We start from the raw sequence: 15,026 nt of genomic DNA on the forward strand, positions 1-15,026 counted from the left end.
TGATGCCTTCGTGCTGCCTTCGCGCTGTCTACGTGCTGTCAGACGATCGTTCTGGCCCCCCCCAGAGCCGGAACGCCGTGTTCGTTCACCGGATGTGGTGGGTCTCCCAGAAGGGGCCGAGGTCCCGACCGGTCATGGACTGGGCGGCCTTCTTGAAGTCGGCGGTGGTGGAGACGCCGTACCAGTGGTCTTGGGCGTACCGCTTGAGGAGTCGTGCCATGGTGTCGGCGCCGAGGGTGCGCTCCAGATCGGCCAGGGCGCAGGGCCCGGCGGTGTAGACGAGGTGGTATTCGCCGCGGTGCTGCGACCAGTAGGCCATCGAGGAGGTCAGCAGCGCTGTGCTGTCGTCGGGCCAGTAGACGTCCGACCAGCAGTCGCGGGTGTCCCAGCCGTAGAAGCGGGCGTTGGCGTACTGGGCGAAGCTCTCGTCCAGCCACGGTGAGGTGTACTCGTCGTTGCCGACGATGCCGTACCACCACTGGTGCGCCACTTCGTGGACGACGGCGCCGCCCTCCTCGGTGGTGCCGAGCAGGACGAGGCCGGGGTACTCCATGCCGCCGCCGAACTGGCGGGTCATCACGAGGTCGATCTCGCCGTACGGGTAGCGGCCGAACTCCCGGCCGAACCGGTCGATCGCGGCGACGGCGTCCGCGCGGTTGAGACGCACGCCCGCGGCCGGGGTGTCGGACGCCCAGTACGACTTCACGCGCACGCCTTTGGGCGTGGTCTGCATCGCCGTGCGGAAGGGGCCCGCGGCCCACGCGAAGTCGCGCACCCGGTCCGCGACGCTGAGGGTGACCGTACGGCCGGGCCGGCCGGGCAGGGTCCGGGTACGACCGGTCGCGGGCACCTTCAGGGCCGACGGGTGATCGAGACGGACCCGGAAGTCGCTCGTCAGGGCGTAGAAGCTCTCACCGACCGCCACATACGGGTCGAGGTGCCACCCCTTCGCGTCGTGCACGGCGAGCACCGGCAGCGCGTTGCCGAGGAAGCGGTAGGCGCCTTCGCGGCCGAAGCGGGCATTGCGGTCGGGCACGGCGATGGAGACGTCGAAGGCGACCGACGTCCGCTCGCCGCGCGCGAGCGGCTTCGGCAGGGCGATGCGCAGGGCCGTGCAATCCACGGTGAGCGAGCCCGGCGCGCCGCCGCCTACTCGCGACACGATGACACGGGCAGGCGTGTCGGGCGTGCCGCACCCGTCCTCGCCGTTGCCCCACAGCCGCAGGTACACCTCGCGCAGCGGCCGGTCGGACGCGTTACGGAACGATACCCGCTGCCGTCCGCTCCAGTGGCTGCCGTCGGCGTCGGAGCGCAGAACCACGTCGTAACGGGCGCGATCGGGCGTCGCCGCGGCCCTGGACACCCCCGACCGGGCCGCCGCGCCGACATCACCCACTCCGGCGCCGACCGCCACGAGCAGCATGAGCAGTACGACGAACAGACGACGAGCGGGCATGGGCGACCACACGGGTAACGGTGACATGCCAGCCGATACTGCCACAACGCACCGACGACGGAACAGAATTGGGCGGACCGTCAGGTGGTGATGACCTTGGGGCAGGTGTAGAAGCGGATGCCTTCGGGGCCGTGGATGGGGGAGTCGCCGATGAGGGAGTCCTTCCAGCCGCCGCAGGAGTAGTAGGACATCGGCACGGGGACAGGGACGTTGATACCGATCATGCCGATGTGGATGTTGCGCTGGAAGCGGCGTGCGGCTTCGCCGGCGGCGGTCAAGAGGGCGGTGCCGTTGCCATAGGGGTTGGCGTTGATGAGGGCGATCGCCTCGTCGAGGGTTTCCACGCGGAGGACGGCCAGGACGGGGCCGAAGAGCTCTTCGGTGTAGGCGTCCATGGTGGTGGTGACGTGGTCCAGGAGGGGTGGGACCGGTGAAGAACCCTTCTTCGTGGCCGTTGATCCTCAGGCCGCGGCCGTCGACGACGAGGGTGGCGCCCTGTGCGTGGGCGGTGCCGACGGCGTTCTCGACACGTTCCTGCGCGGCCTTGGTGACCAGGGGGCCCATGTCGGTGCCGGGGGCGTCGCCGGGGCCGCCCTTGATCTCGCGGGCCTTGCGCTCCAGCACCTCCACGAGCCCGGTAGACCGCGACCGCGCCGAGGAAGACACCCGTTTCGGGGCGTGCCAACAGGCTTAGAGCGAGGGGGCGTTGCACGGTCCGGCCGTCGGTCTGCTTCGGGCCGGAGGCCGCCGGTGTGGTCACCGTCGGCGCAGCCTGCTGAGTGGCTATGGAGCCGCCCACGAGGGATGTCAACAGGTATGTCAGGACGTCCAACAAAAGCGCGCCGCGCGGATCCTCCGGGGTCAGGCCCCGCCTTCGACAGGCGCGCGGGTCACGCGTGCGGTCGGCGAAGGGCGCGGGCTGCCAGCGCCTCCAGCAGGAGATCGACCGCCTCCTCGAAGGAACTGTTTCCCATGGTGTGCAGTTCCTGGCGCACGGTGGTCAGTGCGGGATACGAAGCGGGGTCCAGCCCCTGGTAGACCTCGCGCCATGCGCGGAGGTCGGCTTCGCGCTGCTGTCGCGGGAGCGCATGGAACGCGGCGTCCATGGCGGCATGGCTGAGCACGGTGTCGATGAACGTCAGGTACAGGCGCGTGGCCTCGGCCGGTTCGAAGCCCGCGGACAGCAGCAGGCCGACGCCGGTCTCCACGGCGCGGATCTCGTTCTCGCGCCGGGTCACCCGGTACGAGGCGAAGGCCGCCGCGCGCGGATGGGCGAGGTATCCGGCGCGGACCCGCAGGGCCATCTCGCGCAGGTCGGCCACCCAGTCGCCCGTCGAGGCGAACCCCGCCATGGCATCGCCGATGATGCGGTCGGCGATGGCGAGCACCAGATCGTCGGTGCCGTGGAAGTAGCGGTAGAGGGCGGTGGGGTCGCAGCCCAGGGCGGTGCCGAGCCGGCGCACGCTGAGCGCCTCCGGACCGTGCTCACCGATCAGCCTGAGCGCGGTCTCCACGATCAGGTCCTCCGACAGCAGGACCCCCGATCGGGTGGGCCGTCGGCGGCTGCGCTCCTGCGGGACTCGGGTGGTCATGCCGGGGCTCCTGTCGCTTCGGACCGCCATCGGACCGCTTCGGGCGGCTTCGGACATCTTGGGACTGCTCGGGATCGCCGGGACCGTGGGCGCCGCAGGGGCCGTGGGGACCGCGGGACCGCGTACCCGCAGTGAAGAGGCCCCGGACGCCTTATGTCAACAGGATTGACGCAACGCGAAGGCCAGGTGTTTCATCACAGTCCCGCGCGGCTCTTCCCGCCTCCCCTCCCTGCGAGGAGCCTTCCATGTCATCCACACCACTGCGCCGCTCCCTCGGCGTCATCGACGGTGTCGCCATCGCCGCCTCCAGCACCGCCGCCACCACCAGCATCGCCATCGGCATGGGCACGATCGCCACCATCGTGGGTCTGCAGGCCCCGGCTCTGCTGCTCCTCGCCTTCCTGCCCGTGCTGGGCATCGCCACCGCCTACGCCCGGCTCAACCGCTCGGAACCCAACTGCGGCAACGGCTACACCTGGGTCGGCAAGACCCTCGGGCCGTGGCCCGGCTTCCTGACCGGGTGGGTCACCATCGTCGGCTCGGTCATCTTCTGCGCCTACACCAGCGCGGTCATGGGCTCCGTCGTCCTGATCTTCGCCAACAAGGCCGGCCTGCACTCCGTGGCGGGCATCGCCCTCGATCCGTCGTCCACCGGCGTCAGCACGGCCGTCGGGCTGGTGCTTCTGCTCGGCCTCACCGCTCTCGCCGTCACCGGCACCCGCGCCACCACCCGCTTCCAGTTCGTGCTGCTGGTCTTCGAGTACGCCGTGCTGCTGGGCTTCTGCGGCTGGGCCCTGATCACCGGCAAGCAGTCCTTCTCCCTCTCCTGGTTCAACCCCTTCGAGATCACGGACGGCACCACCTTCGCCCAGGGCATGGTCCTCGCCGTGTTCTTCTTCTGGGGCTGGGACGCGGCGTTCAGCGTCAACGAGGAGACGAAGAGTCCGGGCGACGCGGCCCGCGGCGGTCTGATCGCCCTGTCCGCGATGCTCGGACTGTTCCTCTTCGCCTCGGTCGCCTTCCAGCGGGAGATGAGCCTGCCCGAACTCATCAAGAACGGCCCGCAGGCCCTGCCGTACCTCGGTGAGAAGCTGGCCGCCGAGCCCTGGGCCACCCTGCCCGTGGTCGCCCTGATGTGTTCGGCCGCCGCCTCGGTCCAGTCCACGCTGATCCCCACGGCGCGCGGGCTGCTCGCGATGGGCCGGGACCGCACCATGGGTCCGGTGTGGACCCGGGTGCATCGCCGGTACGGCACCCCTGCCGCCGGAACCGTCGCCGTGCTGTCGATCGCCTTCGTGATCGCCCTGCTGGCCGTCGCCATCCCGCGGCTGAGCGACATGCTGCTGGCCGCCGTCAACTCCATCGGCCTGCTCGTCGCCCTCTACTACGGCCTCACCGCTCTCGCGTGCGCCGTCCGCTTCTGGCCCGACCGCCGCGAGGGGTTCCGTACGGCGTTGCTCGCCGTGGGCGTGCCGGCCGTGTCCGGTCTGGTGCTGCTCGGTCTCGGCTGCTATCTCGGTTACTCCTACCTGACCAAGAGCGACCACTTCGAACTGAGCCCCGACAACGGGTGGTTCATGTTCTCCCTGCCCGCCGTCATCGTCCTCGCCGGGCTCGGGATGGCCGCGATGGCCAAGTACGTCCGCCGGTCGCCGTACTTCAGCACCGGACGCGGCACCGACGCCGAGGCGATCGCCCTCCCCATGGACCGCGCGGCCGTCTGAGCGCCCGTCCGCCCCGACCCGTTCCCCGGCCCCACTCGCACCCCCACCACGGAGTCAGCTCCCATGTCGCAGTCGCAGGCCACCGGCCCCGCCGATCTCGTCCTCACCGGAGGGCCCGTCCACACCGTCGATCCCGCCCGCAGCCGGGCCACCGCCGTGGCCGTGCACGGCGGGCGGATCACGGCCGTCGGCCACGACGAGGTGCACGCACTGATCGGGCCGGGCACGGAGGTCGTCGACCTCGCCGGGAAACTGCTGCTGCCCGGCTTCCAGGACGCCCACGTCCACCCCCAGGGCGCAGGTCTGGAACTCGGCCTGTGCCATCTCGCCGACACCGTCGACCCCGCCGAGTACCTGCGGCGGATCCGGGCGTACGCCGACGACCACCCGGACGCCGAATGGATCACCGGCGGCGGCTGGTCCCTGGAGGCGTTCCCCGGCGGTGCCCCCACCGCCGCAGCCCTGGACGCGATCGTCCCCGACCGGCCCGTCTTCCTGCCCAACCGCGACCACCACGGCGCGTGGGTCAACACCCGGGCGCTGGAGCGGGCCGGCATCGACGCCCGCACCCCCGACCCCGCCGACGGCCGCATCGAACGCGACGCCGACGGCAACCCGACCGGCATGCTCCAGGAGGGCGCCGTCCATCTGGTGGGGCGGCTCGTGCCCACCCCCACGCCCGAGGATCAACTGGCCGCCCTGCTGCGCGCCCAGGCCGTGCTGCACTCCCACGGTGTCACCGCCTGGCAGGACGCCATCGTCGGCGCCTACGCCAACATGACCGACCCCGCGCCCTCCTACCGGGCGGCACTGGACCGGGGACTGCTCACCGCCCGCGTCGTCGGCGCGCTGTGGTGGGACCGCGAACGCGGCGCCGAGCAGATCCCCGAACTCGCGGCGCGACGCGAGGAGTTGAGCGGTGACCGGTTCCGCGCCGGCACGGTGAAGATCATGCAGGACGGCATCGCCGAGAACCACACCGCGGCGATGCTCGACCCCTATCTCACCGGCTGCGGCTGCTCCTCGGGAGGCAGCGGCATCAGCTTCGTCGAACCCGGCGAGCTGAGGAAGTACGTCACCGAACTCGACGCGCTCGGCTTCCAGGTCCACTTCCACGCCCTCGGCGACCGCGCGGTGCGCGAGGCGCTCGACGCCGTCGAGGCCGCCCGCACCGCCAACGGCCACCGCGACACCCGCCACCACCTGGCACACCTCCAGGTCGTCCACTCCGACGACGTACGACGCTTCCGGGCGCTCGGCGCCACCGCCAACCTGCAGATGCTGTGGGCCGCCCACGAACCCCAGATGGACGAACTCACCCTGCCGTTCCTGGGCCCCGAACGCGGCGCCCGGCAGTACCCCTTCGGCGACCTGCTGCGCGCGGGGGCGACCCTCGCCGCGGGCAGCGACTGGCCGGTCAGCAGCCCCGACCCGCTCCAGGCCATCCACGTCGCCGTCAACCGGGTCTCCCCGGGCGCACCCGAGGGCACCCCCGAGTTCCTGCCCGGACAGCGCCTCGACCTCGGCGCCGCCCTCGCCGCATACACGGCGGGCAGCGCCTACGTGAACCACCTCGACGCTCTCACCGGCAGCATCACCGTCGGCAAGGCCGCCGACCTGGTCGTCCTCGACCGGGACCTGTTCACGGGCCCGCCCGAGGAGATCGCCGCCACCCGGGTCCTGCAGACCTTCGTGGCGGGGGAACGCGTCCACACGGCTCCCGACGCCTGACGCCAGGCGCGGCCGGAAGCACCAACCGACCCGCGACACCGGCATCGGGCACGACCTCGCGGCTGACGGACCGCCCGGCGGGTGGACGCCACCGCGCCCACCCGCCGTCGTACGGACTACTCGCCCTTCGGCGCCGCCTGCTGGACGACCTCGAAGGACCACAGCGTGGCGGCGGAAGCCGCGGGCTTGGGGCGGTCCCCCTCCGCGCCGCCCCGGTGCGCCCCCTGCATCGGGCCGTCCCGCCACGCCTGGAACGACTCCTCGTCACGCCACCGCGTGTAGACGAGGTAGGTGTCGGTGCCCTCGACCGGACGGAGAAGCTCGAACCACTCGAAGCCGTCGGAGTTCTCCACGGCGCCGGCGCGTGCGGCGAACCGCTTCTCGAGGGTCTCCCGCTGCTCCGCCGGGACGGTCAGTACGTTGATCTTGACTACGCTCATGGTCCCATCCTGCCTGCCACCACCGCCCCTCCCGCGCACCACCCCGCGCGGGAGAGAAGAAGGAGAAGAAGCGAGAGGGGGGAGAGAGGGGGGAGAGGGGGGAGGGAGAGGGAGAGGGGGACCGGGGACGCCTTATGGGTCATCAGCAACTGCGGGGCGGGCCACCGCAGCAGATGCTGGTGGCGAGGGCGAGCTCCGGGTCAGGAGGCCAGCGTGGGACGTCTCGACGGACGCGTGGCGATCGTCACCGGCGGAGCCCGTGGCATCGGCGCCGCCGTGGCACGGCTGCTCGTGACGGAGGGCGCCCACGTCGTCGTCGCCGACACCCTCGAAGCCGAGGGCCGCGGCCTGGTCGCGCAGCTCGGCGGACGGTCCCGCTTCCAGCCCCTGGACGTCAGCAGCGAGGGCGGCTGGCAGCGGACGGCAGCCGAGACCGAACGGGAGCTGGGGCCGGTCTCCGTGCTGGTGAACAACACGGGGATCATGGAGTGGGGAACGATGGAGGAACAGACCCTCGCCTCGTTCCGCCGCGTCATCGACGTCAACCTCAAGGGTGCCTGGCTGGCATGCGCGCCGTCGCGCCCTCGCTGCGCCGCGCGGGCGGCGGGGTGATCGTGAACATGTCCTCCCTCGCCGGGCTGATCGCCTACGCCGGCATCGGAGCGTATGTGGCCGGCAAGTGGGGGCTGCGCGGGCTGACGAAGACCGCCGCGCTGGAACTGGCCCCCGACGGGGTCCGCGTCTGCTCCGTTCACCCCGGCGCCATCCGCACCGGCATGACCGCCACCTTCTCGACGGGGGCACGAGTTCGTTCTGGACGGCGCAATCCTCGCAGGGCCGCCCGCCGTCCTGACCCCCGCCGAACAGGGCCCGGCGTGACCGGCCGGGTGCGGGAACCGCGGATGCGGGCGCCGCTCGCGGGCGGGCGGACGCTCCGACGGGTGCGCGGTCCGCTGGCCGTCGTGGTCCTAGGTCGTGGCCGCCGGATGTGTACAGATGCGGAAACAGCCATACCGGTGCCGGATCAAGGGCAGGTGACACCATGCGCGTGATGTTCACCGCCATCCTGCTGATCATCGCCGTCGGCCTCGCCTACCTCGCCGCCCTCGGACTGATGCAGCGATGACGCGAACTCCTCCCGGCCCGAGGCCTCGGGGCGCGGACGCGTGCGGGGATTCGTGCGGGACAACGGGCTCGGGCTGTTCTTCACCGTCACGTTCCTGTTCGCCCTCGTCGGGCAGGCGATCGCCGGTCACGCCGACTTCAACAACCAGCTGGCCGTGGAACAGCTCCAGCAGATCAGCTTCGCCGAGTACCTGACGACGTCCGACTTCGCGGTCGACGTGGCGGAGAACTGGCAGTCGGAGTACCTGCAGTTCTTCCTCTACGTCGGCGCGACGGTCTGGCTGCTGCAGCGCGGCTCGCCCGAGTCGAAGAAGCTGGACAAGGCCGACGCCGAGTCCGACAAGGAACAGCGGGTCGACGAGCACGCCGAGGAGAACTCGCCGAAGTGGGCCGCGGCCCCGGGGTGGCGGCGCGTGGTGTACTCGCACTCGCTGCTGCTGGTCATGGGGACGATCTTCGTGCTGTGCCGGCTGGTTCAGTCGATCAGGATGCGGCCGCCTTCAACGAGCAGCGGCTGCGGCAGCTCCAGGCCCCCATGAGCTGGTCGCGGTACCTGGGCTCGGCCGACTTCTGGAACCGTACGCTGCAGAACTGGCAGTCCGAACTGCTGGCCGTCGCCTCGATGGCGGTGTTGTCGATCTACCTGCGGCCGCGGGGCTCACCGGAGTCGAAGCCGGTCGGAGCCGCCCACGACGCCACCGGCGTGGAGGGCTGACCCCCGTGGACGTGTCGTGTCGACCCCCGGATGCGGGGCACTCGGGGGCTGGCGGGCCCCGCTTCCGGGGCCGTCGCGCTGAGGCTGGAGGCGAATGACATGGGTCATGGTGGAAACGTCATCGACGAGCTGGTGACCGATCACCGAGAGGTGGAGGAGCTCTTCGGACGGATCGAGGCGCTGCCGTCCGGCGCCAAGAACCGCAAGCTGTACGCGGACCAGGCCACGATGGAGCTGGTCCGGCACTCGGTGGCCGAGGAGGAGTACCTCTACCCGGCCGTACGCGAGCACCTGCCCGGCGGCGCGGCCCTGGCCGACAAGGAACTCGCGGACCATGCGCGGGCCGAGCAGATCATGAAGGACCTGGAAGCCCGCGAGCCGGACGATCCCGAGTTCGACCGGCTCATCGGCATGCTGATGCGGGAGATCCGCGAGCACCTGGTCGACGAGGAACAGAACCTGTTCCCCAGGCTGCTCGCGACATGCCCGGCGGACGCCCTCGACGACCTCGGCGACAAGGTCCGCAGGGCGAAGAAGACCGCCCCGACGCGTCCCCACCCGGCCGCCCCGGACAAGCCCCCGGCCAACAAGCTGCTGTCCCCGGGCGCGGGCCTGGTCGACCGGCTCCGCGACACCCTGACAGGCCGAGGCAAACACGCCTGACCCCGCCCCGCCCCGGCCAGGTCGGCGCTGTCGTCGGCCGGGTACCTGGCTGGATCGTCGGGGCTTCAGGCCATGAGGGCCTGGCCTCGGCCGAGGCGGGCGAGGAGCTGGGGGTGGTGGAGGGCGGCCACGGGGGCGACGAGGTCGGGATGACGCAGAAGCGCCGCGGCCTGGCGGTCCCGGTTGTCGGGGGAGACCAGGCGACGGAAGTCCGGCGGCGCACCGCGCGTGTGGTCGCCTCCGGTGAGACCGGCCACCGCTCCCGCGGCGAGTCCGGCATCGGTGAGCAGGCAGGCCGCCCAACTCGCCACGACCTCGTCCACCCAGCTGCGCCAGGCCGAGTCGTCCCCGTCCCCGTTCCCGTCGGCGTCCGGGTCCGCCGGGCCGCTGGTCCAGTCCAGCCGGGCCGAGCCGCCGGGGCCCACCAAGCCGACCAGTGCGGCGTCCGTGGTGGTCGGATAGCGCAGCCAGGCCGCGACGGTCACCGCCTGGCGGGCCTGCGCCTCGCACAGGGCGTGGGCGAGCGCGCCGCCGCTGGCCGGATAGGCCCGGGTCAGCCATTCGGTGGTGGCGGCGATGAGCGGGGAGAGGTCTGCGAGCACGGGGCCGTCCGGGATCTTCGGCGAAGCGACGAGTGACGAGGCAACGAGGTGACGAGGTGACGAAGCGACGAGGTGACGAAGCGGCGAGGTGACGAAGCGACGAGGTGACGAAGCGGCGAGGTGCGAGCCATCGTGCTTCGGGGTCTCCTGAACCGTAGCCTGCGGCTCCCCGGGAGGACACGGTCCGGGTCTCACCGTCGACGTGGTCTCAGCCACAGTTCCCGGCGACGGGCGACGGCGAGGGGTCGCGCCGGGGCGCCGGTGGTGATACTGGCGCGGTGCCGTCGACACCACAGCCACAGGACCTGGCCACCCCGCACCCCATAACGCCTGACGCGCCGGACGCGATAGCGCGCCCGCTGCTCACCCAGTCCTGGCTCGACCTCGCCTTCCTCCACTGGGCCGCGGACCCGGCCGATGTGGCGGGGTTGCTGCCGCCCGGCACGGTCCCGGACAGCCTGGACGGCGTCACCTACGTCGGTCTGGTCGCGTTCCGGATGCACCGCGTGGGCTGGTTCCGTCTCCCGGGTGTCCCCTACCTGGGGTCCTTCCCCGAGACGAACGTCCGTCTCTACTCGGTGGACGCACAGGGGCGGCGCGGCGTGGTATTCCGGTCGCTGGACGCCTCCCGCCTGCTGCCGGTGGCCGTGGCGCGGATCGGTTTCCGGATGCCGTACGTGTGGTCCCGTATGGCGATCGACGCCGACGGCGACACCGTCACGTACACCAGTCGCCGCCGCTGGCCCGGCCCCCGCGGTGCCCGCAGCCGGCTCACCGTGCGGGTGGGCGAGCGGATCTCGCGACCCACCGCGTTGGAGCACTTCCTGACCGCACGCTGGGGTATGCACAGCGCCTTCTTCGGCCGGCCGATGTACCTGCCCAACGCCCATCCGCGCTGGCCGCTGCACCGGGCGGAACTCGTGGAGTGCCAGGAGGACCTGGTGGTGGCGGCCGGTCTGCCGAAGCCGGTGGGGGAGCCGGTGAGCGTCCTTTGCTCGCCTGGCGTCCCGGCCCGCTTCGACCGCCCCGCCCGTCCGAACCGCCCGGCCGGCATTCCGACCCCCTGACTGGCATTCCGCTCCCTGACCGGTCCGCTCACGGACGGACGGAACGGATCAGGCGAACATCACCGACACGTTGCCGATGCCGCCGAGCGCGCCTCGACGTGCCGACCGGAGTCGACGAACGGCGCGCCGGTCATCGTGCCGAACAGGAGCACCGGCGGCCGGCCCGGCTCCTGCGGGGCGGCTCCCGCGACGGACACCGGCGGCCGTCCGCATGAGGTCGGCTACTGGTCGGGGGCTGCCAGGCCCGGGCCCGGGTCCGGCTCGGGGTTGAACACCGGGTGGTAGCTCTCGGGCGGCGCGAGATAGGCGGCGGCCGGCAGCCCGCCGGTGTCGATCACGATCTGGTCCACGGCGATCGCCGGGTCGACCATGAACACCCGCAGGACATGCTCGCCGGGTTCGCCGACGGTCACCGTCGTGGTGAGCTTCTCGATGCCCTCCTCCACGTTGCGCGCCCAGGCGTCACCGCGGTTGCCGGTGGCGACGGCCTGCCCCGACAGGACGACGGGCGGCTGGTCGTCGAGCGCGAGGGCCAGCCGCCGCGCGCCGCGCTCGTCGAGCGAGGGCAGCCGGAAGACGGTGACGGGGAACGAGCCGGTGCTGCCGAAGCGCACCCGATACCTCAACTCCGGTGCCCGCGCGGCGAGATCGGCGGTGACCGGCGCCGCCGTCGACGGCACGGCCTCCACGGCGGCCCCGCGCCGGCCGAGCCCGCGCACCGTCCGCCAGCGGGCCCCGCCGCGGGACACCCGGTGCTCGGTGTGCACGGCGTCGATCGAGACGTACCCGCCCGCTTCGACGAACCCGCGCGCCCGCCTGCGTGCCCGCTCCCCGTCGTTGACCACCTTCAGAGGCACCTCGAAACGCTGCCCGCCACTGGTGACGGCCACCGTCGCGTCGTGCGTGCCCTCGGGGGTCCGAGCCCAGTCCACCTCGACCCACACCCGGACCTGTTCGGTCAGCGAGCCGCCCGTCGCACTCAGCCGAACCCAGGGCCGGTCGGCCTCCGCAGCCCAATCGACCGCGAGAAACCCGGTGTTGAACACATCGACGAAACGCCGGTCCCGGGTGGCGGAGGAGAACGACAACGGCCGTTGCGCGCCGGTCTCGTTGCCCTCGGCGGCGACCCCCAGCCCCGAGGTCTCCTGCCGGGCGACCCTGGTGACCGCCGGCCGGCCGGGCGCCTTCGGGATCTGCGAGGGGTACGGATTGATGTAGCCGTCCCATTTCCCGCCCGCCACCTCGGCGTTGTACCGCTTGGTGAGCGCCGCCTCCTGGGCGTGCGCGGCTTCGGCGAGGTCCGCGAAACGGTTGCTCCCGGCGCCACGGCCCTGCCGTACCGCGAGGGCGTTGCGATCCGCCCAGTAGTACTTGAGGTTCATCAAGTACGCGCCGTGCACCGGGTATTGGAGAAGTTCGTAGAAGGCGTCCTGGCAAGCCGCCGGGAGCTCGGCGCCCAGCGCAACGGTGCGCTCCAGCAGCCGGTCGTAGGCGGCCATGCGGCGTCCCGCCTCGTCCCCGTGGTGGACCACGGAGAAGATGTTCCGGTCGATGAACTCGGGGCGCCGCTCGGCCGCGAGACGGTAGTACTCGGTGCGGAGCGCGGTGATCTCCCGGGCGTGCCGGAGTCCGAACTGCCGTCCGTACCACTCCGCGAGAAAGCCCTCGACGTCGTCGGCGTCCCAGCGGTCCACGTCCCAGGCCATGTCCATGGCGAAGGACAGACCGGTCTCGATCGACTTGAGATCTCCGACGTTGAAGATCCACATCCGGTCGGCCCGGTGCTCGTACACCCGGCGCAACTCCTGCCAGATCTTGGCGAGTTGGGTGGTGTCCAGCCACAGATAGCTGCGCGGGCGGCCCCAGTAGGAGAGGTGGTAGTAGATCCCGTTGCCGCCCGGGCGGGCGCGCTCCGCCTCGGTGGGCAGCTGGCGCATGTTGCCGTGGTTGTCGTCCGGCCAGATCAGCGTGACGTCGTCGGGGACCTGGACGCCCGCGTTGTACAGGTCCAGGACCTCCTTGTACGGGATGAAGATCTGCGGCTCGGCCGCCGCGCCGACCTCCTCGGCCAGGATCCGGCGCTGGTCGGCGATGATGTCGTTCATCACCACGACCTTCTCCGGGATCGTGGTCGCGTTCTTCGTCTCCAGCGCGGAGTCGTGCAGCCCGCGCATGCCGAGCGTCCAACTGCTCTCGTACGCCGCGTTCTCCCGGGCCCGGGCTCTCCAGTAGTCGGAGATGACGCCCGGGTTCACCGTGTAGTCGTACACCGGCAGACCGCCGTCGGCGCCGCGGTGCTCCTGCGCCCACGGGTCCCACTCGTGGACGCCGTTGCGCAGCAGGGCCTCCGGGTGGCTGGAGCCGACGACGATGCCGTAGCGGTCGGCGAGCTCGGGGTTCTCCCGGTACTTGTTGAAGAAGTCCGAGTACGGATGCATGGCAGGCCACAGGTAGTTGGCCTTGAGCCGGAGCAGCAGCTCGAAGAAGCGCTTGTACGTCTGCGGGCCGATGTTCTTGTCCGGCTCCTGGGTGCGGTGCGACCAAGTGGTCAGGTTCTGCTCGTCGTTGAGGAAGACACCCCGGTAACGGACGGACGGCTCCCGCCGTACGAAGGGGCCCGCCGGCACCGTGACGGCGTCGCGCCGCTCCACGGGTACGTCGGCCCACCAGTACCAGGGCGACACGCCGATGCGTTCCGAGGTGTCGTAGACCCCGTACACCGTGCCGCGCCGGTCGCTGCCCGCGATGACCAGCGCGCGGTCCACGCCGGGGACCGGACGCTCCACCACCTCGGTCACGGAGGCCTCCCAGCGGCCCCTGACCCGCGCGACGTCCAGCCGCCCCTGGGCGACGAGCCGGTCGATGACCGGGCTCGCGCCCAGCGTGCCCACCAGGACGAGCGCCGTGGAGCGTTCCGGCAGGGTGCGCCGCAACGCGGGCCGCACCCCGCCGACCCGCTCCACGTCGACCTGGAGGTCCCCGGTCGCGCGGACCACGGCCGGATCGTCGGCCGCGTCCACGAACACGTCGACGGCGACGCCGTCACGCACCAGGTCGAAGGCCCGACGGGCGCCGGACACGGCGGCGTGGGCGTCCGCCGGAAGCACCGCGGGCAGCAGCGGGGCCAGCCCGACGGCCGTCATGCCCCGGAGAAACGCCTTGCGGGTCCATGAGGGCGAGGGGTCCTGTGGTGCGGTGTGCGGCATCGACGCTCCCGACTAGGCAGTGGCATGACCATGCTAGAAAGCGCTTTCTCGCGCACCTTAGGTCAGCGCCGACCGTGGCGTCCATAACCGTGCACCCCCTGCTCCGGCCCTACCGGCACAGCGCGGCGATGTCCTCCGCGAACGACGGGAACTCGCTCTGTGCCTCGGCGATGACGGCCCGGGCGGGCCGACGCGGGGTGGTGGCGTGACGCGCGGCCAGCTCGGCGAGTCGCGGCTGGGGGCGTGCGTCGCGGTCCGGGTTTTCCACCACCTCCATCGGGCCGAAACCGTCGGCCAGCAGCCACAGGAAGTCGGACAGGTTGCCCGCCACCACCCCGACCTCGCCCTCGGAGCCCATGAACACCACCGGCTGCCCGGTCAGGGGCCTGCCCGGCCGCACACACCACAGGGCGGCGAGCCCACCGGTGCCGTCCTGCCCGAAGACGCGGAAGGCGTCCCCGTCGAGGTCGTGGTTGCCGGTCCAGTGGCGGATCCAGTCGGTGGTCTCCTCGGCGGAGTCGAAGGCGTCGTACGGCTCGAAGTCGAAGCCCTCGCCGTCCTCGTAGGGGAACTCCGCCGTGGCCACCTCGGCGAGGGCGGGCGGGTAACGGCGGTCGTCGGTGATCGTCTCGGTCATGAGCGCAGGCTAATCGGGCCCACCGACATCGCCGGGCGGGGTTGTTATGACCGCCGTCATGACGGAAG

At 71.6% G+C, this 15,026-nt stretch carries 12 protein-coding genes and 3 pseudogenes; 7 read left to right on the forward strand and 8 right to left on the reverse strand.

Annotation, left to right across the window (positions count from 1 at the left end):
* Positions 1-85: 85 nt before the first annotated feature.
* The 4 genes and pseudogenes from ACIBTS_RS13210 to ACIBTS_RS13225 all read right to left on the reverse strand — a co-directional run bounded on the left by ACIBTS_RS13210 (position 86) and on the right by ACIBTS_RS13225 (position 3,048).
* Complete coding sequence (locus ACIBTS_RS13210) at positions 86-1,456, reverse strand: M1 family metallopeptidase (RefSeq protein ID WP_399319299.1); 1,371 nt, start codon at positions 1,454-1,456, stop codon at positions 86-88.
* Positions 1,457-1,536: 80 nt separating this feature from the next.
* Positions 1,537-2,095: pseudogene (locus ACIBTS_RS13215) on the reverse strand (aldehyde dehydrogenase family protein); the annotation flags it as partial.
* A pseudogene (locus tag ACIBTS_RS13220) lies at positions 2,094-2,243 on the reverse strand (ABC transporter permease); the annotation flags it as partial. The pseudogenes ACIBTS_RS13220 and ACIBTS_RS13215, both read right to left, overlap by 2 nt.
* 103 nt (positions 2,244-2,346) lie before the next feature.
* Positions 2,347-3,048 (reverse strand): TetR/AcrR family transcriptional regulator, encoded by a 702-nt coding sequence (locus tag ACIBTS_RS13225; protein ID WP_399319011.1) that lies wholly within the window; start codon positions 3,046-3,048, stop codon positions 2,347-2,349.
* A gap of 245 nt (positions 3,049-3,293) precedes the next feature.
* Between ACIBTS_RS13225 and ACIBTS_RS13230 the strand changes: the two genes are divergently transcribed.
* On the forward strand, positions 3,294-4,772 hold the full coding sequence (locus ACIBTS_RS13230) for an APC family permease (protein WP_399319012.1): 1,479 nt from the start codon (positions 3,294-3,296) through the stop codon (positions 4,770-4,772).
* Positions 4,773-4,835: 63 nt separating this feature from the next.
* Positions 4,836-6,503 carry an amidohydrolase gene (locus tag ACIBTS_RS13235; RefSeq protein WP_399319014.1) on the forward strand — a complete coding sequence of 556 codons (1,668 nt, stop codon included), beginning with the start codon at positions 4,836-4,838 and terminating at the stop codon, positions 6,501-6,503.
* Between the two features lie 116 nt (positions 6,504-6,619).
* On the opposite strand, the gene ACIBTS_RS13240 is transcribed toward ACIBTS_RS13235, so the two are convergent.
* A complete protein-coding gene (locus ACIBTS_RS13240; protein WP_099938044.1) occupies positions 6,620-6,943 on the reverse strand; it encodes an antibiotic biosynthesis monooxygenase in 324 nt (107 codons plus the stop codon).
* A 234-nt stretch (positions 6,944-7,177) separates the two neighbouring features.
* On the opposite strand from ACIBTS_RS13240, the pseudogene ACIBTS_RS13245 reads away from it, so the two are divergent.
* The 4 genes and pseudogenes from ACIBTS_RS13245 (at position 7,178) to ACIBTS_RS13260 (ending at position 9,446) form a co-directional block, all read left to right on the forward strand.
* Positions 7,178-7,995: pseudogene (locus tag ACIBTS_RS13245) on the forward strand (SDR family NAD(P)-dependent oxidoreductase).
* Between the two features lie 126 nt (positions 7,996-8,121).
* Positions 8,122-8,607 carry a DUF6766 family protein gene (locus tag ACIBTS_RS13250; protein WP_399319016.1) on the forward strand — a complete coding sequence of 162 codons (486 nt, stop codon included), beginning with the start codon at positions 8,122-8,124 and terminating at the stop codon, positions 8,605-8,607.
* Positions 8,604-8,783: a DUF6766 family protein gene (locus ACIBTS_RS13255; RefSeq protein ID WP_399319018.1), complete on the forward strand. Its 180-nt coding sequence runs from the start codon at positions 8,604-8,606 to the stop codon at positions 8,781-8,783. The genes ACIBTS_RS13250 and ACIBTS_RS13255 overlap by 4 nt, the downstream gene beginning before the upstream one ends.
* 99 nt (positions 8,784-8,882) lie before the next feature.
* Positions 8,883-9,446, forward strand: coding sequence for a hemerythrin domain-containing protein (locus ACIBTS_RS13260; protein WP_319673232.1), 564 nt, complete (start codon positions 8,883-8,885; stop codon positions 9,444-9,446).
* A 65-nt stretch (positions 9,447-9,511) separates the two neighbouring features.
* Here ACIBTS_RS13260 and ACIBTS_RS13265 read toward each other — a convergent pair whose 3' ends face one another.
* On the reverse strand, positions 9,512-10,048 hold the full coding sequence (locus ACIBTS_RS13265; protein WP_399319021.1) for a hypothetical protein: 537 nt from the start codon (positions 10,046-10,048) through the stop codon (positions 9,512-9,514).
* Between the two features lie 278 nt (positions 10,049-10,326).
* On the opposite strand from ACIBTS_RS13265, the gene ACIBTS_RS13270 reads away from it, so the two are divergent.
* Entirely contained in the window at positions 10,327-11,115 is a 789-nt protein-coding gene (locus ACIBTS_RS13270) for a YqjF family protein (RefSeq protein WP_399319023.1), read from the forward strand.
* 221 nt (positions 11,116-11,336) lie between these two features.
* Here the strand turns inward: ACIBTS_RS13270 and ACIBTS_RS13275 are convergent, their stop codons facing one another.
* On the reverse strand, positions 11,337-14,258 hold the full coding sequence (locus ACIBTS_RS13275) for a glycosyl hydrolase 115 family protein (RefSeq protein ID WP_399319301.1): 2,922 nt from the start codon (positions 14,256-14,258) through the stop codon (positions 11,337-11,339).
* Between the two features lie 172 nt (positions 14,259-14,430).
* On the reverse strand, positions 14,431-14,958 hold the full coding sequence (locus ACIBTS_RS13280; protein WP_399319024.1) for an SMI1/KNR4 family protein: 528 nt from the start codon (positions 14,956-14,958) through the stop codon (positions 14,431-14,433).
* Positions 14,959-15,026: the final 68 nt, after the last annotated feature.

The organism is Streptomyces sp. NPDC050121 (genome assembly GCF_044460385.1).
Taxonomy (GTDB): domain Bacteria; phylum Actinomycetota; class Actinomycetes; order Streptomycetales; family Streptomycetaceae; genus Streptomyces; species Streptomyces soliscabiei.